This is a genomic window from Flavobacterium panici (assembly GCF_024499525.1).
GTDB classification, from domain to species: Bacteria; Bacteroidota; Bacteroidia; order Flavobacteriales; family Flavobacteriaceae; genus Flavobacterium; species Flavobacterium panici.
This window is the reverse complement of sequence record NZ_CP100437.1, coordinates 1,797,837-1,820,184: the sequence shown is the minus strand read 5'-3', so window position 1 is coordinate 1,820,184 and position 22,348 is coordinate 1,797,837. Positions and strand designations below refer to the sequence as shown.

Here is a 22,348-nt window from a genome sequence, read left to right as displayed (position 1 = left end):
TATGTAACTTAAGATTAGAAGTTTTTAGAAACTCCAATGTTAAATGTTTGTCCAAAATTGAAGTAGAAATTACTAACATCCGGACCATTGTTGTCATAGCTGTAAGTATCGTAACCTAAACCACCAATGCTGAAGTTTAAACCAAAACCTTTTTTCATGTTAATGAAAAGAGCTGGAGTTACTCCAACGTACATTCCGTCTGCTTTAGATTTTGAGTAATCATTTCCAGGACCATCAATAGTTCTTTTTTTGTTTTGTAAGCCTAAGCCCATGTCTGCAAAAACAGAAAAAGTTTGGTTTAATGGCACTGAATAACGTACAAAAGCTCCTAATTTGAAATCATTATCTTTTATTTCTCTTGCACCATTGTCATCATTAGCTGAAGATACTGTAAATTCACCTCCAACTGTCCAGTTTTCATGAAATTGGTAACCTACTTTAGGAGAAAAGCTAAATTGATTTGTTTTTGTTTCACCAACTCCATAATCAACCGTTTCAGAAGAATATCCGATGTTTCCACCTACTAAGATTGTTCCTTTTTGTGCATTTGCAAAACTGCAGATAGCTAATGCAGCCATCACTAGAATTTTTTTCATAATTTGGGTTTTATTTTAATTTAGCATTCCTTTAACAATAACGATGCCGTGAATACTGGGCGATGTTTAATTTTTTATAATTACTTTAAAAGATAAATTTTAGCAATCGAGACTATTTCTGTTTACTTTTGTAGCAAATAAAAAGTCATGTCAGTAGAAGTAAACAGTATATCAAAAAGTTACGGAGAGCAAAAAGCTTTAAATGAAATTTCGTTTAAAATTGAGAAGGGAGAAATCGTAGGATTTCTTGGTCCCAACGGAGCTGGAAAATCTACTTTAATGAAAATTTTGACGACCTATTTACTTGCAGACAGCGGCTCAGCCCTTGTAAATAGCCACGATGTCATGACAAACGCTAAAGCGGTACAGCAGTCGATAGGATATTTACCAGAGCATAATCCGTTATATTTGGATTTGTATGTTCGTGAGTATTTGGCTTTTAATGCCGATGTTTATAAGGTGCCGAAGTCAAGAATTGAAGAGGTAATTCAACTGACAGGACTGACACCGGAAAGCCATAAAAAAATCAGTCAGCTCTCAAAAGGATACCGCCAGCGTGTTGGGCTTGCGAATGCTTTACTACACAATCCGGATGTTTTGATTTTAGACGAACCAACTACAGGTCTGGATCCTAATCAGTTAATGGAAATTAGAAATGTAATTAAAAATATTGGTAAGGATAAAACAATTTTTCTATCAACACATATTATGCAGGAAGTCGAAGCAATTTGTGATCGTGTCATTATTATTGACAAAGGACAAATTGTTGCCGACAATAAATTAGACCATTTAGTTGCCGCAAACAAAGAGCAAGTTATTGAAGTAGAGTTTGATTATAAAGTTGAAGAACAGCTTTTAGCCAAATTAGAAAACATTTCGTCATACAAAAACACGCATGACATGACTTGGGAATTAACTTTTGTTACCGAGAAAGACATGCGCCCTGCAATTTTTGACTTTGCTACAGAAAATGGTTTAAAAACATTACAGTTAAATCAGAAAAATAAAAACCTGGAGGCGGTGTTTAGAGAAATTACTAAGTAAGTTTTTTAGTCGCAGTCGCGGTTTTCAGTCGCAGATATATTAAAACCGATTTATTCTTAGGAATAAATCGGTTTTTCTTTTCTAAGAATCTCTGTTTCTCTCTTAATCTTTCTTAATATCAAATATTTATCTACTTGGTATCAAACATGTAAAGTTTTATTGCAATTTTTAATTATTTTTATTTAGACTTGTTATAAATAATATTATATTTGCATCTGTAAAATTTATATTGATATAATCTGGATAATCCTATTAGTGCATTAACTCCAAACATATAGAATTTTAGATCCCTTGAACTTGTTTTTTTGTTTTTTATTTTTTTTTGAAAGAAAAGAGCCTGCTAACTTTAGACAGGCTCTTTTTATTTTACTGAAATGATATTTGATTTTAGTGTTTTGAAAGTAATAATAGATATTTTGTAATTCTAAAATGAAATTGTTATTATAAAAAAACCATATAATCAAGTCTGTAAATGAGATTGATTATATGGTTTAATAAAAATTAAAACAGAAAGTTTTTTATTTTATAATTATTGAGCCGTATACGTTAATTTAGTAATAGCCGAAATATCAGTTCCACCACCTGTTACTTTTGCACCAGCAGTTGCAACTCCAGTTTCTAAATTAATTTTGTAAATACGAACTTCATCATTTGTTACAAAAGCTTTATAAGCATTTCCATTTTCAACAAATAAACTTCCTATACCAAAATAGTTATCACCAGCGTGTCCAGGTAATCCTGTTACTGCAGTTATTTTTTTAGTTGGTAAGTCAATAATCGCAGATTTAAATTTAAAGGTATAATGACGTAAAAATCCCCATTCTACCGTATCGTCTGCAGCAGGAAGATAAACGATGTATGCTTTTTCTCCTCCAATTGGGTAAGCTGCAAGTACTTTTCCGTTAAGAGTGCTTTCCTGAAGATCGAAGAAATAAGAAGCATCAAAATCTGTCTGCCCTTTATTAATACGAAGAATTCCAGAGTGAGAATCTTCTTTTACAGTATAACCTCCAGCTTTAGCATTTGAAGAGAAAGTATAAATATTTCCTGAATCTGTGCGTATAATACCTGTATTAGTGTAATACATACCAGCTGCAGTTGTACGAGGATCAGCAATTCTTTTTACAAAAGTTAAAGATGGGTAATCGTAAACTCTAATGTAAGCTTGTTTTTGATCTATCTGCCAGTCATCACTTGCGTCTCTGTTAAATACAGATACAAATACTTTATCTCCAACTACTGTTACACCTGTTGGGAAATCAAAACGACCTGTAGTAGTTGCAAAATCGTTAAATTTACGACTTGTAATAAATTGTTTTACAGGATCGTAAACAATTAATTCATTGTTTGAACTCGCACCTTCCCATGAAGCACCAACAATTAATAATTTATTATCTTCAGTAACACCATAAGCATATGGAGATTCGATAAAAACACGGCTTCCGGCAACTAATGCTCCGGCAGCATTTAATGAAAATGGTGCAGAACCTTCTGCCTCACTATCCATTGCAAACATCGTATTAGCAATTGGAATGTATGAACCGCCTTGCTCAATTCCTTTTCCATTCATGTCTATAGTTCCGGTCATTAACTGATCTATTGAACTAAAACTCCACATGTAGTTTTCATTCCAGGTATCAGTTTGATAACCAATTACATATTTGCTTAACGTTACCGGTTCATCTGTATTAGAATTGTCACTGCTACATGAAAATATAGTAACTGACATTAGCATAACTGCTAATAGATTTTTAATTTTAAGTGTTTTCATAATTATTTAAATTTAGTTTAGTTGTACCAGCAGCTTTAACTGTTTCTGGCATTAATTTTTATATAGTATTAGAAAGTTTACATGAAGAAATAACGAAGTTTTAATGTAAATGATCGCCCGGGCTTTTGCACATTAAAATAATCGTAAAGTTTAACGTCTGTAATATCAAAACACTCTACGGCAACATTATAACGGCCATTTTTTAGAGAATAAGCTACAGATGCTGAATAATAAAGTTGCTCAGGTATTTCTTTTTTACCTGTTTCTCCAAGATTTGGATTTCTTAAATAGTAACTGCTTGAATAATTCGTTAATAAGTTAACGGTAAGGAAGTCGTCATCAAATTTAATTTTCCTGAAGTTAAATCCCAGATTAGCATTTCCATATAAAATTGGCACGTTTGCTAATTGTTTATTATACAAATAATTAACCTGATTGGTGCCCGGAGAAACCGTTGCGTCTTTATTAACCGTTTTTTGATACGTTGCATTTAAATCTAAAACCAGCCAGTCTTTGTATCCATAATGCAAAACTCCGTCAACTCCGGTTACTTGAATATTTTTAAAATTAATCGCTTTACTTTTTGATGGATTGCTTTGATCTTGTCTGTCTTGTATAAAGTCATCAGCTCTTCTGTAAATAAAATTTGCTTCTGCTCCATAAGAATGTACCGCAGCAGCATTTTTATAAGAAAATCCAAAATTAAAATTATCACTGGATTCCGGCTGAAGATTTGGACTTGGACTTACTCTAAGACCATCTCCTAATAATTGAAGTGCTGATGGCATTCTGTAAGCATGCTCAAAAGATGTTTTAACCTGTAAAGTTTCAGGAATTAAAAAATAAGCTGCGGCACTTCCATAACCAAAATTGTTAAAGGAAGGGTTAACTACTTTTTCTGAAGTTGTACCCGGATCTGTTGTTACTTCTCCTTTTAAATCAAGCATTTTTCCAAAAGCTGTAAAAGACAATCTTTTTTCAAGTGCTGATAAACTATATGAAAAACCTACTATATTTTTATTCAAAAATGGTTTTGTTGGTTTATCTGTAGTTATATATTCATTATCCTCTGTACGCTTATATCCTACATAAGTATAATTTAGAGCAAATGTGTTATTCTCATCCAACTCATATTTTAAATTAGCATTACTTTGAAGAGATTTTACATCATAAACCATTAAAGTTTTAACGGTATTAATTTCTCCCGAACTATTATAAGCCGGCACATCTGTGCGTACTCCTCTCCATGTAAATCTTCTGGATGACGTATCAACCTTACGTTCTTCTGCTATGTTGTAAGATGCCGCCCAAGTTGCCGTTAATCCTTTAGTAAACAAGTTTGATTTCTTATACTTTAATGACGCAACAAAATTTTGGCTGTCTTCAAAAGCATCCCCAACAACTCTAAACATAGTAGGCCCTTGTTGTACTTCCTTTTTGTTTGCACTGCCAGTAACACCAACTAATAAGTAATCTGCATATTTTTTGTCTTTTACTCCTACTTCTGCTATAACAGTTGCTTGTTTATAACCATCATGAAAGTGTTTAAGTTCTTCCGGCGGTCCAAAAAGTCCTGTTACAGGATCTGGAACCTGAGCTTCGACTTTATAGCTATTATCAGAATAATTAAGAAAGGCATTAAGATTGGTTACAAAACCATTTTTACTTGTAAAACGTGTATTTAGTGCAGCTTTGTGCGTATTAAAAGAGCCATAACTGTATGATGCATCAATATATCTGTTTACATTTTTATTCGTTACAATATTTACTGCACCTCCTAAGGCATCACCTCCTAATTCAATTGGCACAACTCCTTTATAAACATCAATTCTTTCCGCCATATTTGTTGGAATATTATTCAATGTAAAAGATGGTCCGTAATTATCTAATGGAATTCCGTCCATAAAAAATTTAACCTGATCTCCGGAAAAACCGTTCAATGAAAAATTAAAAGCAGATCCCATTCCTCCTGTTTCTCTCACACGAACTCCGGTAGTTCTATTTAAAACCTGATTTAAATCTGCAGAAGTATTATAAAGTTGTTTTAAATCAACTGCGGTAATATTAAAAGCTTCTTCGCGAACGCGCTGTACTTTTGATTTTCCTTTAACCTGAACCTCTTCTAAAGCCGCCATATCCTCTTCAATAGTGATCGTTGGGATTGTTTTAGACTGATCCAGATTTATTTTGATTTGTTTTGATTTGTAACCAACATAAGAAATTGATAAAGTATAATTACCTGGTACGGCACTAATTTCAAATTCTCCTTTTTCGTTTGTTAAAGTTGAATAAGATGTGCCTTTTAATGCAACCGAAACACCTTCGGAAGGTTTTCCATTATTTCCTAAAATGACACCACTTAAGTTTACTTTACTACTTTGTGAAAAACCCTGAATCGAAGTGAAGAACAATAAAATCAGGATTAATAGTCTGTTAATTTGCATTATATTAATTTGGTTTAAATTAAATTTTTGCACAAAATTAACATACAAATATAAATAAAAACAAATTAATTTTTATTTATTCTAAATAAGAATTAAATTAACCTTTAAAATAAAATATCAATAAAAAAATCCATCAATTCTTAAGATTTGATTAATATTAAATTAAGTTTTTATTAAATAAAATTGAAAATAAGTTAAAATCACAAAACTTAAATCCATTAAAAACCTTACAAATTCCTAAAAAAAAGTCCTGCTAACCGTAGTTAGCAGGACTTGTAAAAAAGTTTTTGTTTGTTTTTTTAGATAAGCTGTTTCATTTCTTCTAAAACTATTTTAATATCCTTTTCTGTAGTTCGCCAATTTACAAACGAAGCTCTGATTCCTTTTCTATTTTGATAAAAAGTCGGCGTCATAAAAACGGTTCCCGTATCATTTAGTTTGGCTAAAAACTCCCCCACTTTATCTTGATTTTCATCCCCTTTTAAAGTAAAGCAAACATTATTTAATCTAATTGGAGCAAGAAGTTCAAAGCTGCCGTCTTCAATAAGAGCATTTCCAAAATGAAGTGCCAGTGAAATACTTTTTTCAATAATATCGCAAAAACCCTCTTTCCCGTAAGCTACTAAAGAAAACCAAACTGGAAGCGCTCTTAAACGACGTGAATTTTCAGGAAGAACATTTAAATAATTAAAATTCTCCAGCGGATTTCCTAAATATGGCGCATTCGAATTCTGAAACGTTTCAATCTGCAGGTTCACGTGATCTTTTTTAATTAAATAAAAGGCACTTTCATAAGGCACATTAAGCCATTTATGACAATCAATTGTAATACTGTCTGCATTTTCCCAGCCTTTTACAAAATGTTTGTATTTCTCCGAAACTGCAGCAAATCCACCAAAAGCACCATCAATATGCCACCAGAAATTGTATTTTTCTTTTAGATTTGAAATGGCTTCAAAATCATCAAAATCTGCAGTATTTACAGTTCCGGCACTTGAAATTAATATAAAAGGTTTTCCGTTTAATTCTTTAATTTTCAATTCTAAATCAGCAATATCAATTGCTTCACGATTGCCTTCTATAGTTTTTACTACAGTGTAATTCTGACTTCCAATTCCTAACATTGATAATGATTTTATGGAAGAAGAATGCGGCGTTGCGGTTAAGATATTTATGGTTTCAGAAATTCCGTTTTTAGCAAAATCTTTTCCAAGTTGTTTCCCAAACCATTGTCTCGCAACTGCTAAATTGGTAAAGTTTGACATTGTGGCTCCCGTTACGAATCCGCCTAAAAAGGAATCTGGAAGTTTTAATAATTGAAGCAGTAAATTAATAGTTTCAAATTCTATTAGTGCCGAATTTCCTCCTTGCGAATTAATTGATTGTGCATTTTGATCATAAACCGTTGCCAGCCAGTCACCAACAATAGAAGCCGGAGTTGATCCTCCCGTTACAAATCCCCAATAACGCGGTCCCGGAGACGAAACTAATAAAGGTGCTAATCTTTCATTAAATTCTTTTAAAGCTTTTTCTGAACCTAAACCTAACTCGTTTAAATTTCGCTTGGGATCAATTCTATTGGTATTGGATGTTGGAATGTTTTCAAGATTATTAAGAAAATCAATCCCTTGTTGTTTTGCTTTTTCTAAGATATTTTCTAAATCGTTTAAATCGTGTTGTAGTGTTGTGTTCATATTTATATAGTATTTGTCTCACCCCAATTGTCAGGCTGAGCGAAGTCGAAGCCTTTACATGCGAGATAAAGTTATTTTTAAGAATTATTTTTGAAAGGAAATTTTTTATACCGAAGCTACCACTTGGTTTTTTCAGAGAATCGCGAAACCATCATCGAGCAGATTACATCACCATTTGCGTTTAGTAAAGTGGCAATTGGATCAACCAAAGTTCCCAAAATCATAGCGACTGGCAGTGCTTGTTCCATCGGGAAACCGTAAACAGTAATGGCTAAGATTTCGCCAATATAACCTCCGTTTGGAATTCCGCCCTCTACAATTGAGACAATTACCGTAATTCCCAAAGCCAAAAGGATGGTCATAGGATCTGTAAAATCTTTCCCAAACATGGCAAACAAAAAGGTTATTTTTAAAATGGATGACATACTCGAACCATCTTTGTGCAAAGGTGCTCCAAGCGGAATTACCAAATTACGAACATGCGACGGAATTCCCATTTTTTGTGCAGCATCCAAATTTGCCGGAATCGTTGCAATACTGCTGCAGGTTCCAACTGCTGTTAATGAAGGCGTAATATTATTGCTCCAAAAAACTTTAAATGCTCTTTTTCCGCCAGAGACAAGTGCGTATAAACTAAAGAACACAAAGAAATAAAAAATACAGGCTGCATAATAAACTGCCATAGGTTTTGCATAAACTCCAAACAACTGCGGCCCGAAAATACCAACCTGATAGGCAAAATAAGCTCCTAAACCAAGTGGTGCAAATTTCATTATAATGTTCAAAAGTTGTTTCATAACCTCGTTTCCCGAATCCAGAAAACTCTTGAAAGCCTTTCCTTTTTCTCCAGACTGCAATGTGGCAAAACCAATTAAAAAAGAGAAAATAATCAACGCCAGCATACTTTTTCGCGACAGTAATTCGAAGAAATCATTTGCCGTAAGCAGTTTCGCTATCTGATCTCCCGCAGATCCTGATTCAATTTTTTCAAACGGAACTTTGGTAATGGCAATATCCTGATGAATTGGAAAAAGATAAACGGCACAAATCATTACAATTCCTGAAATAAGAATTGTCGCCAAAAAAACCAGAATCATGATAACAAACAGCTTTCCTAATTTTTCTGTTCTTTCCAAATTAGCAATGGAAGAACCAATCGTGAAAAATATAAGCGGAATAATGGCAGTAAAAAGCAGGTTTAGGAATATATCACCAATTGGTTTTATTATCAAAACTTTTTCTCCAAACACTAATCCAAAAATACTCCCGATAATAATACCGCCAAGAAGCAAAAGTATGCTGCTGTAATTTTGTAGAAAATTGATTTTTTTAACTTCCATAATTTAATAAGGATTATAATTCAGAAAGATTAATAATAAACAATGAAAGTACTTAAAAAACTGCTAGAGTTAATTATTTTTTGCCACAGATTATATAAGGATTAATACAAATTAAAAATCCTTTTAAATCTTTTATCCCGATAGTTATCGGGAGTGGCAGAAAAATTATTTTTCCAAAACAATAGTTGTATAATCTCTGTCTGCCAATTCGCCTGTTTTGCTCTTTACTTTTTGTGTCTGCGTTTCTGTGTAAACAATTTTAAAAGGCGTTTTTTCAATTAATTGCTGAGCCTTTTCAGTGCTGTATAATTCGAATTCAAATTGTGTAAAAGGCAATTGCTTCATGAAATCTTCCTGGGCAAAGGTTATACAGAAATTTCCATTTGGTTGCAAAACTCTGTAAATTTCCAGAAGTAATTCTTCTGGTTTCTGCCAAAAATAAATGGTATTTACTGTAAATATTTTATCAAAAGATTCGTCTTCAAACGGAATTTTATCTCCGTCATAAAGCGAAAAGAAAGCTTGTTTTTGAGAGACAAAATTTCTGTTTATCTGGCGCGCTTCCTGAAACATCAGTTCCGACATTTCCAGTCCGTAATATTTAAGATTTTCTGCTTGTTCAAACAAAAACTCAACGTGGCCAGCGTTTCCGTGGCCTAATTCCAGAATTTTATTTTCTTTGGATATATTTAGATTTTGAATCGAATGATGTGTCATATTGATGTTCGTTTCGTTCATCATATTTGCCATTTCGATTCCTTTTTCTCCAGTTGGATGTTTTAATTGAGAGGCTATGGCTTGTAATTCTTCGTTTTTCATAATTCTTAAATTAAATTCCAATAAAAAAATACCAAATTCCAAATTAAGCCTATTCTTGTCTTCCGAGGAACTAGACTCGAACAACTTTGTCAAAGTTTAAAACTTTGACAAAGTTCAATCCGTAAAAACCTTAAAAAACCTGACTCGCGATTTGACGAATATTCTCAGATTTACCCATTGAATAATAATGTAAAAACGGCACTCCGGCAGCTTTTAATTCTAATGACTGCTGAATCGCCCATTCGATTCCCACTTGTTTGATTTCAGCGTTATTTTTGCATTTATCAACCGCATTAATTAAATCTTCCGGCAAATCGATTCTGAAAATCTGCGGTAAAACTTGTAAATGTCTTTGAACAGCAATTGGTTTAATTCCGGGAATAATAGGAATTGTGATTCCCATTTCTCTTGCTTTTGCAACAAAATTAAAATATTTCGAGTTGTCAAAAAACATTTGTGTTACCACATAATCTGCTCCCGCATCAACTTTTTCTTTCAATCTTTTTAAATCTGATTGTAAAGATGGAGATTCTAAATGTTTTTCAGGATAACCTGCAACACCAATACAAAAATCAGCTTTATTGTCAATATCCATCACTTCATGCAGATATTTTCCGCAGTTTAGATCGTTGATTTGTCGTACTAAATCAATTGCATAATGATTTCCTCCCGCTTTTGGCACAAAAGATTGTTCGTCTTTCATTGCATCGCCGCGAAGCGCCATTACATTGTTGATTCCCAAATATTGACAATCAACCAGCATATATTCTGTTTCTTCTTGTGTAAAGCCACCGCAAAGCAAATGCGGAACCGTATCTACATTGTACTTGTGTTTTATAGAAGCACAAATTCCAAGCGTTCCCGGACGCATACGAGTCAATTTTTTATCCAGAAGTCCGTTGCCTTTATCAATATAAATATATTCTTCACGAGACGTTGTTACGTCAATAAACGGCGGTTTAAACTCCATTAACGGATCAATATTATCGTATAATTCCTGAATACTTTTCCCTTTTTGAGGTGGAATAATTTCAAATGAGAATAATGTTTTTCCTTTGGCGTTTTCTATATGCTCTGTTACTTTCATTTTTTAAGTTATGGGTTATGAGTTATGAATTTTGAGTTTTAGTCTGTGTAAAAAATCTGAAATCAAAAAACGTAAATCAATAATTTTATTCGTTTCAAGTTTCAGGTTTAAAGTTTCAAGTTGCTGTAGAGAACTTGAAACCTGAAACTTGAAACAAAAATTTTAATCTGCTATATTAGGATTTAACCATTTCATGGCGTAATCAGTTGGAACATTGCGTCGTTTGGCGTAATCTACAACCTGATCTTCTTTTATTTTTCCGAGTCCGAAATACCTGCTTTTTGGATTTCCGAAATAATATCCCGAAACTGATGAAGCCGGCCACATCGCCATGCTTTCTGTCAGGGTCACTCCAATTTCTTCGGCCACATTTAAAAGCTTCCAAATCGTTGGTTTTTCCAAGTGATCCGGACAAGCCGGATAACCTGGTGCCGGACGAATTCCTTTATAATTTTCTTTAATCAATTCTTCGTTGGTCAGAGATTCTTCTGAATCATAACCCCAGAAATCTTTACGAACTTTTTCGTGAAGATATTCGGCGAAAGCCTCAGCAAAACGATCGGCAAGCGCTTTTACCATAATCGAATTGTAGTCGTCTAAATTCTTTTCATATTCCGCTGCCCATTCGTCAACACCAAAACCTGTGGTTACACAAAAAGCTCCCATATAATCGGTTATTCCGCTTTCTTTTGGCAGAATAAAATCGGCTAAAGCAATGTTTGGAGCTCCTTTTGTTTTTTGTGACTGCTGACGAAGCGTTAAGAATTTCTCTAAAACTTTTCCGTTTTCATCACGCAATTCGATATCGTCATCATCAATCTGATTCGCAGGGAAAATTCCGTAAATACCTTTTGCTTTTAGTTTTTTCTCTTCTAAAATCACTTTTAACATCGCCTGAGCATCGTTAAAAACAGAAGTTGCTTGTTCACCCACAACCTCATCCGTTAAAATTGCCGGATATTTCCCGTACAATTCCCAAGTCTGAAAAAATGGTGTCCAGTCGATATACGGAACCAAAACATCCAGTTCTATTTCAATAGTTTGTGCGCCAATTACTTTTGGTTTAGTTGGTGTATATTCAGACCAATCTAATGGTAATTTGTTTTTACGGGCATCTTCAATCGTCAGGAAGTTTTTATCTCTCGAACGATTTAAAAATGTTTCTCTAAACGAATCGTATTCTGCACGAATATCTGCCGCATATATTTTTCGGTTATGATCTAACAGGTTTCCTGCAACGGTAACAGCTCTTGAAGCATCGTTTACGTGAATTACAGTTTCTCTGTATTGAGGCGCAATTTTCACGGCTGTATGTGCACGTGAAGTTGTTGCCCCGCCAATCATAATTGGGATTTTAATATCTTGTTTGTCTAATTCTTTGGCTAAATACACCATTTCGTCAAGCGAAGGCGTGATCAGTCCGCTTAATCCGATAATGTCTACATTATGTTCAATCGCCGCTGCAATAATTTTTTCCGGAGGCACCATAACACCAAGATCTACAATCTCGTAATTATTACAAGCCAAAACCACCGAAACGATGTTTTTACCAATATCGTGAACGTCACCTTTTACGGTCGCCATTAGGATTTTTCCGTTTCCTTGTTTGTCTCCCGCTTGTTTGCTTGCTTCAATAAATGGCAGTAAATAAGCAACCGCTTTTTTCATTACACGAGCCGATTTTACAACCTGAGGCAGGAACATTTTTCCGCTTCCGAATAAATCTCCAACCACATTCATTCCCGTCATCAAATTAATTTCGATAACTTCAATTGGTTTTGTTGCCGCCAAACGTGCTTCTTCAACATCTTCTTCAATAAAAGCATCAATTCCTTTTACCAATGAATGTGTGATACGCTCCTGAACCGTTCCAAAACGCCATTCCTGAACTACTTTTTCATCGCTTTTTGCTTCACCTTTTACATTTTCTGCAAAATCTAAAAGTCGTTCTGTCGCATCGTCGCGTCTATCTAAAATTACGTCTTCAACGTGTTCTAATAAGTCTTTCGGAATATCATCGTAAATCGTAAGCATCTCTGGATTTACGATTCCCATCGTCATTCCGTTTTTAATCGCGTGATATAAAAACACGGAGTGCATAGCTTCACGAACGTGATCATTTCCTCTAAAAGAGAACGAAACGTTACTCACTCCACCGCTGATATGTGCGTGAGGTAAATTATCGCGAACCCATTTTGTTCCTCTAAAAAAGTCCAAAGCATTTAAGCGATGTTCTTCCATTCCCGTTGCAACCGGGAAAATATTTAAATCGAAAATAATATCCTGTGGAGGAAACCCTACTTTGTTCACCAAAATATCATACGAACGCTGACAAATCTCCACTCTTCGGTCGAAATTATCGGCCTGACCAACTTCGTCAAAAGCCATGATAATTGCCGCCGCTCCGTAACGTTTGATTAATCTGGCGTGATGAATAAAAGCTTCTTCTCCTTCTTTTAAAGAAATCGAGTTTACAACGCTTTTTCCTTGTACTACTTTTAGACCGGCTTCGATAATTTCCCATTTTGAACTGTCGATCATAATCGGAACTCTCGAAATGTCTGGTTCTGCAGCGATTAAATTCAAAAATTTAGTCATTGCATTAACGCCATCAAGCATTCCTTCATCCATATTAATATCGATGATCTGCGCTCCTCCTTCTACCTGTTGTCTTGCAATATCAAGTGCCTCGTCATATTTCTCTTCCTTGATTAATCTCAGGAATTTTCTTGAACCTGTTACATTCGTACGCTCTCCAACATTCACGAAAACACTTTCCGGCGTAATAATTAATGGTTCTAATCCTGATAATACAAGGTCTCTTCTTTTTTCTGTCATTTTCTTTTTCAGTTACTAAGATTCTAAGATGCTTAGATTCTAAGTTTTTTTATTCTCTATTTGTGTTCCTGCAAGGATTTTAAAACCTCGTAGGTATTTATGTTTATTATTTGGGGCGTGTCCCTCCGGGTCGGGCTATCCGCTTTTAGTCCTCGCTCTTCCTTCGTCAGGCTGTGGGCTAACCGCTTCTATCCCTCACGCAAACTCGGTTTCATAATACGATTTATGTTTTTATTATCACAATTAGTGATACCTGTAATCTGATTTCGGTAACTCGTTAATTTCTTTCTTTTTATATAAAATATCCCATATCATTTTATATAAATCTAAAAATGGCTTTGCGTTTTTATCATTTAAATCATTTGTGTAACCATCATTATAACTCACAAAATTCTTTTTCCCATTTGCATAAACTACTATTACTTCTTTAAAGCTTGGGTTTTTAATTTCAATTATACCTTTAGCTTTAAAGTCAATTGGCATCTCAAAAAAATTAACTTTCTCAATATATGAGTATATTTTTTCCTTTTCTTCCCTAGTTAATTCAACTTTGATTGTCTTTTCTCCATCATTATAATTCCTGTAAAAACTATTATACTGAGAGTTGTAACCATCATTCGCTCCATCGTGAATTGTAAAATTAAAATCAGCAGGTATTTGCTGTTTAACTATTAATGGATCTTTTTTAATAACATCGAATCCAAAAATTATAAACATAGCAAACAGAATCGTTAACTGTTTAATTATTAAATATCTTTTGTTTTTCCAGATTTTCATTTTCATTATTTGATGAAATAAATCCTCAATATTATATGTTCCGTTCCTACGGAACTCTTGTCATGATTATCTCTTTTTTCAACGGAATAAATTCCGTTGCTACCGATGTTTTGTTCCTACGGAACATTTATTTCCATTTTGAATGCTCTATATATTTGCAGGTTACTCCTGCATCATATATGTAATATTTAGTTTTAGTAAATCCTGCGTTAACTAATGAAATTGAATCAGGTTCTAATTCTTCTTCTAAAACTATATAGTTTTTTTCTGGGTTGTCTAAATCGTATTTTACTTTATAAAACTTATTTAAATGTCCATAATCACTAGAAACCTCAGCTAAAACTTTTTTATTTGTGTAAAAATAATATCTCAAATACCTCCTTTTTCGGTGGTAATTTGATCTAGTTGTAAGTCCTATTGTTTCTCCTTTAAATGTCTTTTTATACTTTTCAGATTCATCAGCATTGTTACGACTAAAAAGAATCATTAGCATAATTACTGCTACAAAACCAGCTACTGCCAAATAATTTGCTTTCGCATCGTTTTTTACTCCCATAATTATTAAGCCAAGACAGGCGCAACTCTAGGTTTATAATCCTTCGCAACTTCTGCAATTAATCGAATATGATCCGGAGTTGTTCCGCAGCAGCCACCAATTATATTAATCAAATTATCGTCTAAATATTCTTTAATGAAAGCCTGAGTCTGCTCTGGCGTTTCATCGTATTGTCCGAATGCATTTGGCAGTCCTGCATTTGGATGTGCCGAAACATTAAAGCTTGTATTATGCGCTAATGTTTTTAAATATGGTTTCAATAAATCGGCTCCAAGAGCGCAATTGAATCCTACACTTAATAACGGAATATGTGAAACTGAAATCAAAAACGCTTCAACAGTCTGCCCTGAAAGTGTTCTTCCAGATGCATCTGTAATTGTCCCCGAAACCATGATTGGAATATCAAGATTACGTTCTTCTTTTACTTCTTCGATCGCAAAAAGTGCTGCTTTTGCATTTAGTGTATCGAAGATTGTTTCTACCAAAAGTAAATCGCAGCCACCATCCATTAAGGCTTCTACTTGTTCTTTGTAGGCAATTCGTAAATCGTCAAACGTTACGGCTCTGTAACCTGGATCGTTTACATCTGGTGACATACTTGCTGTACGGTTTGTCGGTCCGATTGAACCGGCTACAAAACGTGGTTTTTCTGGATTTTTTGCGGTAAACTCATCGGCTACTTGTCTTGCGATTTTTGCCGATTCATAATTTAACTCGTAAACCAAATCTTCCATATGATAATCGGCCATACCGATTGTCGTTCCTGAGAATGTATTGGTTTCTACGATGTCAGCACCGGCTTCATAATAAGCGGCATGAACATCGCGGATTGCTTGCGGTTGTGTTAGGGATAGTAAGTCGTTGTTTCCTTTTAACGGATGCGGAAAATCTTTGAAACGCTCTCCTCTGAAATCTTCTTCTGAGAAGTTATAGCGCTGCAGCATTGTTCCCATTGCTCCATCAAGGATTAGGATATTTTTTTTAATTGCTTCTTGAATTGTTATTGCCATCTTGTATTTGCCGCTAAGGCGCTAAGGCACAAAGCTTTTTTTATTTTTAATTTGAAGGCTCTATTTACCTTCGATATTTTTCACATTAATACCAAAAATGCATTATTGCTGGCTCATTAGCCCCGATTACTTCACTTAATTTCTATTTTCATAGGAGTTCAGTGAACTTTGTTTGAGCCGGTATCCTCGCAATGAAATGGAGAGATATAGGCCAAAGCGGGAACTATTGACTGCAAAAATGCGCCAATGATTCGCTCCTGATACAGAATCTGTTTCAGTAAATATTGTAGTTGTCTGGAAAAGTTTTGAGAAATACGAGTAATGTATTTGTGTTATCTATCTTTAATACTGGAAAATGTTGTATAAAGTAGAATTTAGCACCTTCTTTATGATAAAGGGTTGCTAAGGTTTCATCGGGTCTATCCCTCCGCCTTTCGTGATAACTGACAATAATTTTAAGAACAGTGCAAAGGTATGAAATAGGGTTTCTATTTGCAAATGTTTTTTTAAAGATGCTGAGACTCTAAGATACTTAGGTTCTAAGTTTTAAAATTAACTTCTGTTTTTCAAATATAGCCCGTGGTTTCAACCACGGGAAACGTATTGTGATAATTCTTTTCGTATTGTAATCATTTATTGTGTATGGATTGCGTTCCAGTGGTTCAACCACTGGCTATATTTTAAATAAAAGGAGACTATTATTTGTTAAAATAAAAAAGCTCAAATTTTGTTTGAACTTTCTATAAAAATCTTAGAAACTTGATATTTCACTTAGTATTTAGGCTTTTGTTTTGTTCCTCTAAAATTGATAATTTCAATAGTGTTGGATTCCTTATTTAGTCTGTAAACTAAATAATTATTTTTGTCTACAATTGCTTTATGTAAAGATTCGTTTTTTACAGATTTTGGGAATTGATCGGGATTTAAATTGATTTGATTTATTACTTGCCGGATTTTATCTTCTAAGTTTAAAATCTCTTTTTTAGTCCATTTTTCTTCCAGATAATCAACAATTTTATTAAAACCTTTTACGGCTTGTGAAGTCCAAATAAATTTTAATGCCATTTTGAAAATCTTTTCATAACATCTTCGTGGCTTACAACTTCCCCTTTTTCGGCTTGATCTATTCCAATTTGAATTTCGTTTTTCTCCGATTCTGATAATTCATCAAACCAATCATTCTGATTTGCTTTCAAAACCAATTCCAGTTTCTCTAAAATGCGCTCATCTTCAACCTTAGCCAACTCTTGAATAAATTGATATTTTCTAGCTTCTAAATTCATGATTATCAAAATTTATAATTACAAAGATACGTTTTTTTAGGTTCTGAGATCCTAAGTTTCTAAGGGATTAAGCTAAAAAAAGCCCAAACTAAAAGTTTGAGCTTTATATAGAAATCTTAGTGTCTTAGGACTTAGAATCTCAGAAACTAGACAATCGCTTTCACAACCGCTTTTGGTGCTTCTTTACGAGTTCCGTCGAAACCGTCTACACCAGATACTGTTGTATATTTCAATACATATTTTTTACCTGGATTGATGATTCCGTATGCAGCCTGGCACATTAAAGTTGCTTCGTGGAAACCGCAAAGGATTAACTTTAATTTTCCTGGATATGTGTTTACGTCTCCAATGGCAAAGATTCCCGGAATGTTGGTTTGGTAATCTAATGCATTGTTTACTTTGATTGCATTTTTCTCGATTTCTAATCCCCAGTCTCCAATTGGACCTAATTTTGGTGTTAATCCGAAAAGCGGGATAAAATAATCCGTTTCGATTTTACGGTGTGCTCCGTTTTCTTCGATATCTAATGATTCAACGTGCTCAGCACCATTGATTCCGATAACTTCTGCTGGAGTTATTAATTTGATTTTTCCAGCTGTTTTTAATTCCTGTACTTTTTCTACAGAATCTAAAGCGCCTCTAAATTCGTTTCTTCTGTGAATTAAAGTTACTTCTGAAGCTACATTTGCTAAGAAAATTGACCAGTCTAACGCTGAATCTCCTCCTCCTGCAATTACAACTCTTTTATCTCTAAACTTCTCAGGATTCTTGATGAAATATTTTACTCCTTTATCTTCATAAAACTCGATATCTTCAATAAGTGGTTTACGAGGCTCAAAACTTCCTAAACCTCCAGCGATTGCAATAACAGGCGCGTGAAATTTAGTTCCTTTGTTTGAAGTTACAATGAAAGATCCGTCTTCTTGTTTTTCGATTGTTTCTGCACGCTCTCCTAAAGTAAAACCTGGCTCGAATTGTTTAATTTGCTCCATTAAACCATCAACTAAATCTCCCGCTAAAACTTCTGGGAAACCTGGAATATCATAGATAGGTTTTTTAGGATATAATTCTGAAAGCTGTCCTCCTGGCTGAGGCAAAGCATCTAAAATATGGCATTTCAATTTTAACAATCCTGCCTCGAAAACGGCAAATAAACCTGTTGGTCCTGCTCCAATTATAAGTATATCTGTTTTAATCATTATGGTTGTTGTTTATAATCATTCTTAATAATACAAAGAAACGAATAATTTATTCTCCTGACAATGATTTTTATCATTATTCATTTCTCGTCGTTCATCCATTGGATTGTCCCGATAGCTATTGGGACAACACTTTAATATAAATTGTTCCTTCGGAACTTTTTTGTTATTCTTTATTCTTCAATGAATCGGTTATCTCATTCATTCTCTTCACTTTTTCTTCAAAATTACCTTTTAAGGTTTTACGATATTCATTGAGGTTTTCAACCATTTGATTTATATCTTCTGGAATTACTTCTTCAAAAAATTCCCGAAGCCTTTTGGCCGTTGTTGGTGATTTTCCATTGGTTGAAATAGCAATTTTTACATTTCCTTTTGTTACTATTCCGCCTAAATAATAATCACATAAATCGGGCGTATCAGCAATATTGCAAATCAAATAACGTTTTCTCGATAATTCGTAAACCTTTTTATTCACTTTCAAATCGTCTGTACAGGCAATTACCATGTGACGTTTTTTGAGCATCTTCTTTTTGAACTTCGATTTGGTCAACGTAATTGAAGGATGGTTTTCTGCTAAAACTTTGATTTCTAAATGAAATTCTTTTGCTACAACCTCAACATTTGCATTCGGACTTGACTTTAGCAAGAAAGAAAGCTTTTCCAGACCTACATTTCCTCCGCCTACAATCAGTACATTTAAATTGTGTAGCTTTAGAAATATTGGATATAATTCGTTTTGTTCCATTTTAATTTATTTTCATCTAATCAAAATTAGATGATTTACCAACGAATTGTTCCTAACGGAACATTTTTATTGGGAACATTTATTTTTTTCTACCGACCAAATGTTCCTAACGGAACATTCTCTTTGGCAAAATTGGGTTAAAATTCAACGTTATTGCCATACGTCCATCGGGTTTAAACCCGACGCTGCAATATGAATCGTTCCTTCGGAACTTTATCTTGCGATTTCTTTTGATAGAAATTCTTCGTAAAATCCTTTTAGTTTGTTGCTTTCTCTCACAACTTCTCCAAGAACAATAATCGCTGGTGAACCTAGTTCTTTTTCTTTTACAACTTCTAAAATCGAATCTACTGTTCCAACTCCCACTTTTTCTTCTGTTGTTGTTCCGTTTTGAATGATCGCAACAGGTAAACCTCCTTTATCTTCTTTCTGGAATAACTCGATGATTTGAGGCAATTTGTGCATTCCCATCAAAATCACAACTGTTGCAGATGATTGTGCTGCCAAAGCTACATCTGAAGATAATTTTCTATCAGAAGTTGTTCCAGTAATCGCCCAAAAGCTTTCTGAAACTCCTCTTTTAGTTATTGAAATTCCCTGACTTGCAGGAACGGCAACTACAGATGAAATTCCAGGAACTACAATCGTTTCAATTCCGAAGCTTTCTGCAAATTCCACTTCTTCGCCTCCTCTTCCAAAAATAAATGGATCTCCTCCTTTTAATCGGACTACGTTTCCGTATGTCAAAGCATTATCTACAATCAACTGATTGATTTGATCTTGCGTGTAAGCATGATTTCCAATTCTTTTTCCAACAAAAATTCTAATTGCACTTTTTGGCGCGTAATCCAGAATTTCTTCGTTGGCCAAAGCGTCGTATAAAACCACATTTGCTTCAGCCAATGCTTTTACAGCTTTCAGCGTAAGTAAATCAGGATCGCCCGGACCTGCACCGACTAAAGTTATTTTGGGTTTTATATTAAGCATTTTCTAATTCCTGAGCTCTGAAAGTTTCGATTTTATCAAAGAAAACTACTGCCTGAGCAATGTAATCTTTAGCGAAAACTTCTGATGGTTCATTTTTATTGATTTGGTAAACCAAGTCTTTAAAAGTTGAGTTTAATTCGATTTTATTATTTTCGATAAAAACGGTATCAAACAAATCAACAATTCCTGCGTGATGGTTTGTTTTTTGGTTTTCTGACAATAACAAAGCTTTTGCTCCGTTTACAAATCCTGCGTAAGCATGATAAATTGCATCTGACCATTTTTGGTTGTCGAAAGATTCCTGAGCCAGGATCAATTTTTCTTTCGCTTCAAATAATAATGTCGCAACTAAATCGATCACAACTCCAGCACATTCTCCAACTCCAACTGCTTTTACGTAATTGTCTGCGTTACCCCAATCCACAAAATCAGCTTCTGTTAAATTGGTTACATCAGCATACGGTTTTAAGATTTCGTAGAAATACTTTTCTCCTTTTGTATCATAATAATCAAGGAATTTTTGTCCGCTTCCGTTAGCATCAAAATCATTTAAGATGGTACGCAATGCATCAGGACCTCTACGGCTAGGCACTTTGATTACTTTATCGGCAAAACGTCCTGCTCCGTTTCCTAATCTTCCTCCACCCAATAAAACCTGTAAAGCCGGAGCTACTAGTTTTCCTGAGTTGATAGACATTCCTTGGAATCCAATTGCAGACATATTGTGTTGTCCGCAAGCATTCATACAACCTGAAATTTTAATTTCGATTTCGCGGTTGTTTAAATACTGAGGATATTCTGCCGTTAAAACTCTTTCTAATTCTTCTGCAATACCGGTACTACTTGCAATCCCCAAGTTGCAAGTATCAGTACCCGGACATGCCGTAATATCTCCAACTGAATTATATCCTAATTGAACAAAATCTAATTTGGCTAATTCTTGATAAAAGAAAGGCAAATTCTCTTCTTTTATGTGACGTATTACAATATTTTGACGCAATGAAAAACGTAATTCATTTGCTCCGTAATTCTTAATCAAAGCAGCTAATAATCTCGCTTTATCAGTATAAAAATCTCCTAATAAAACTTTGATTCCAATAGCATAATAACCGTCTTGTTTCTGCTTGATTACATTCGAATTTTTCCACGCTTCATACGCTTTTGTATCTTCGATTGTAACTTGTGGAACTTCTAATAATGGTTCTGGAATTGGACCGTCAAAAGCTGTTGTATCTATTTTGTATGTTTCAAAAGCGATGGCTTTTTTCTCTTTTTCAACCAAATCAAGGAAAACATCTTTCCCCATTTCTTTGATTAAGAATTTCATACGCGCTTTCATTCTTTTTGCACGTTCTCCGTATCTGTCGAAAATACGAATGATTCCTTCTGCTGTTGGAATGATTTCGTTTACCGGAACAAATTCTGAAAGTAATTCAGCATGCGCTGGCTGAGATCCTAAACCTCCTCCAAACATGATTTTGAAACCTTTTTGTCCGTCTTTAATTTTAGGAATAAATCCTAAATCGTGTAAATAGCTCAGCGCCGTATCTTCGTCTGAAGAAGAGAACGAAATTTTGAATTTACGTCCCATTTCCTGACAAATTGGGTTTCTTAACAGATATTGAAAAAGTCCGTGTGCATAAGGCGAAACATCAAATGGTTCGTTTACGTCAACTCCAGCCAATTCGCTTCCTGTAATATTTCTAACCGTGTTTCCACAAGCTTCACGAAGCGTAATATCGTCTTTAGCTAAATCTGCCCAAAGTTCTGGTGTTCTGTCTAAACTCACATAGTGAATCTGGATATCCTGACGTGTCGTAATGTGCAAACGTCCTGTAGAATATTCATCAGAAACTTGTGTGATACGCACTAATTGCTCGCTGGTAACTTTTCCATACGGCAATTTGATACGAATCATCTGAACGCCTTCCTGACGCTGACCGTAAATTCCACGCGCTAAACGAAGACTACGAAAACGCTCATCATCAATTTTTCCTCCACGGAATAAATGAATCTTTTTTTCTAATTCGATAATCTCTCTTTGAACTACCGGATTTTCTATTTCTGTTCTAAAACTTTCCATTTCTCTTTAGTTGTTGGTTGTCAGTTGTTGGTTGTTGGTTTGCTGGCAGAATATCTATCAACCAAAAACCAT

The 22,348-nt window shown here is 34.4% G+C and carries 18 protein-coding genes and 1 riboswitch; of the genes, 1 reads left to right on the top strand and 17 read right to left on the bottom strand.

The window, feature by feature from the left end; translation table 11 throughout:
- Positions 1–14: 14 nt before the first annotated feature.
- Positions 15–596, bottom strand: a complete 582-nt coding sequence (locus tag NLJ00_RS08040) for an outer membrane beta-barrel protein (RefSeq protein WP_180856822.1) — start codon at positions 594–596, stop codon at positions 15–17.
- A gap of 147 nt (positions 597–743) precedes the next feature.
- Between NLJ00_RS08040 and gldA the strand changes: the two genes are divergently transcribed.
- Entirely contained in the window at positions 744–1,640 is an 897-nt protein-coding gene (gene gldA, locus NLJ00_RS08035) for a gliding motility-associated ABC transporter ATP-binding subunit GldA (protein ID WP_256636833.1), read from the top strand.
- A gap of 529 nt (positions 1,641–2,169) precedes the next feature.
- Here gldA and NLJ00_RS08030 read toward each other — a convergent pair.
- The 16 genes from NLJ00_RS08030 to NLJ00_RS07955 all read right to left on the bottom strand — a co-directional run bounded on the left by NLJ00_RS08030 (position 2,170) and on the right by NLJ00_RS07955 (position 22,276).
- The gene (locus NLJ00_RS08030; RefSeq protein ID WP_256636832.1) at positions 2,170–3,411 is read right to left on the bottom strand and encodes a DUF4374 domain-containing protein; all 1,242 of its coding nucleotides are present in this window, start codon (positions 3,409–3,411) and stop codon (positions 2,170–2,172) included.
- 77 nt (positions 3,412–3,488) lie between these two features.
- Complete coding sequence (locus tag NLJ00_RS08025; protein ID WP_256636831.1) at positions 3,489–5,855, bottom strand: TonB-dependent receptor; 2,367 nt, start codon at positions 5,853–5,855, stop codon at positions 3,489–3,491.
- Positions 5,856–6,154: 299 nt separating this feature from the next.
- Positions 6,155–7,549 carry a pyridoxal phosphate-dependent decarboxylase family protein gene (locus NLJ00_RS08020; protein WP_256636830.1) on the bottom strand — a complete coding sequence of 465 codons (1,395 nt, stop codon included), beginning with the start codon at positions 7,547–7,549 and terminating at the stop codon, positions 6,155–6,157.
- A 116-nt stretch (positions 7,550–7,665) separates the two neighbouring features.
- The gene (locus tag NLJ00_RS08015; RefSeq protein WP_256636829.1) at positions 7,666–8,889 is read right to left on the bottom strand and encodes a dicarboxylate/amino acid:cation symporter; all 1,224 of its coding nucleotides are present in this window, start codon (positions 8,887–8,889) and stop codon (positions 7,666–7,668) included.
- Between the two features lie 165 nt (positions 8,890–9,054).
- Positions 9,055–9,708 carry a class I SAM-dependent methyltransferase gene (locus NLJ00_RS08010; RefSeq protein ID WP_256636828.1) on the bottom strand — a complete coding sequence of 218 codons (654 nt, stop codon included), beginning with the start codon at positions 9,706–9,708 and terminating at the stop codon, positions 9,055–9,057.
- 130 nt (positions 9,709–9,838) lie between these two features.
- Positions 9,839–10,795, bottom strand: a complete 957-nt coding sequence (gene metF, locus NLJ00_RS08005) for a methylenetetrahydrofolate reductase [NAD(P)H] (protein ID WP_256636827.1) — start codon at positions 10,793–10,795, stop codon at positions 9,839–9,841.
- 162 nt (positions 10,796–10,957) lie between these two features.
- On the bottom strand, positions 10,958–13,633 hold the full coding sequence (gene metH / locus NLJ00_RS08000; protein ID WP_256636826.1) for a methionine synthase: 2,676 nt from the start codon (positions 13,631–13,633) through the stop codon (positions 10,958–10,960).
- Positions 13,634–13,876: 243 nt separating this feature from the next.
- Positions 13,877–14,410: a hypothetical protein gene (locus NLJ00_RS07995; RefSeq protein WP_256636825.1), complete on the bottom strand. Its 534-nt coding sequence runs from the start codon at positions 14,408–14,410 to the stop codon at positions 13,877–13,879.
- A 127-nt stretch (positions 14,411–14,537) separates the two neighbouring features.
- Positions 14,538–14,966, bottom strand: coding sequence for a hypothetical protein (locus NLJ00_RS07990; RefSeq protein WP_256636824.1), 429 nt, complete (start codon positions 14,964–14,966; stop codon positions 14,538–14,540).
- 5 nt (positions 14,967–14,971) lie between these two features.
- Positions 14,972–15,976, bottom strand: a complete 1,005-nt coding sequence (locus NLJ00_RS07985; RefSeq protein ID WP_053470105.1) for a homocysteine S-methyltransferase family protein — start codon at positions 15,974–15,976, stop codon at positions 14,972–14,974.
- A 329-nt stretch (positions 15,977–16,305) separates the two neighbouring features.
- Positions 16,306–16,422: riboswitch (SAM riboswitch) on the bottom strand.
- Positions 16,423–16,747: 325 nt separating this feature from the next.
- Positions 16,748–17,041, bottom strand: coding sequence for a type II toxin-antitoxin system RelE/ParE family toxin (locus NLJ00_RS07980; RefSeq protein ID WP_180856411.1), 294 nt, complete (start codon positions 17,039–17,041; stop codon positions 16,748–16,750).
- Entirely contained in the window at positions 17,032–17,259 is a 228-nt protein-coding gene (locus NLJ00_RS07975) for a hypothetical protein (protein ID WP_053470103.1), read from the bottom strand. The genes NLJ00_RS07980 and NLJ00_RS07975 overlap by 10 nt, the downstream gene beginning before the upstream one ends.
- A 146-nt stretch (positions 17,260–17,405) precedes the next feature.
- Positions 17,406–18,458, bottom strand: coding sequence for an NAD(P)/FAD-dependent oxidoreductase (locus NLJ00_RS07970; RefSeq protein ID WP_180856412.1), 1,053 nt, complete (start codon positions 18,456–18,458; stop codon positions 17,406–17,408).
- 166 nt (positions 18,459–18,624) lie between these two features.
- The gene (locus tag NLJ00_RS07965) at positions 18,625–19,206 is read right to left on the bottom strand and encodes a precorrin-2 dehydrogenase/sirohydrochlorin ferrochelatase family protein (protein WP_256636823.1); all 582 of its coding nucleotides are present in this window, start codon (positions 19,204–19,206) and stop codon (positions 18,625–18,627) included.
- Between the two features lie 213 nt (positions 19,207–19,419).
- Positions 19,420–20,193, bottom strand: a complete 774-nt coding sequence (gene cobA / locus NLJ00_RS07960; RefSeq protein ID WP_256636822.1) for a uroporphyrinogen-III C-methyltransferase — start codon at positions 20,191–20,193, stop codon at positions 19,420–19,422.
- Positions 20,186–22,276 carry a HEPN domain-containing protein gene (locus NLJ00_RS07955; protein ID WP_256636821.1) on the bottom strand — a complete coding sequence of 697 codons (2,091 nt, stop codon included), beginning with the start codon at positions 22,274–22,276 and terminating at the stop codon, positions 20,186–20,188. The genes cobA and NLJ00_RS07955 overlap by 8 nt, the downstream gene beginning before the upstream one ends.
- Positions 22,277–22,348 lie beyond the last annotated feature (72 nt).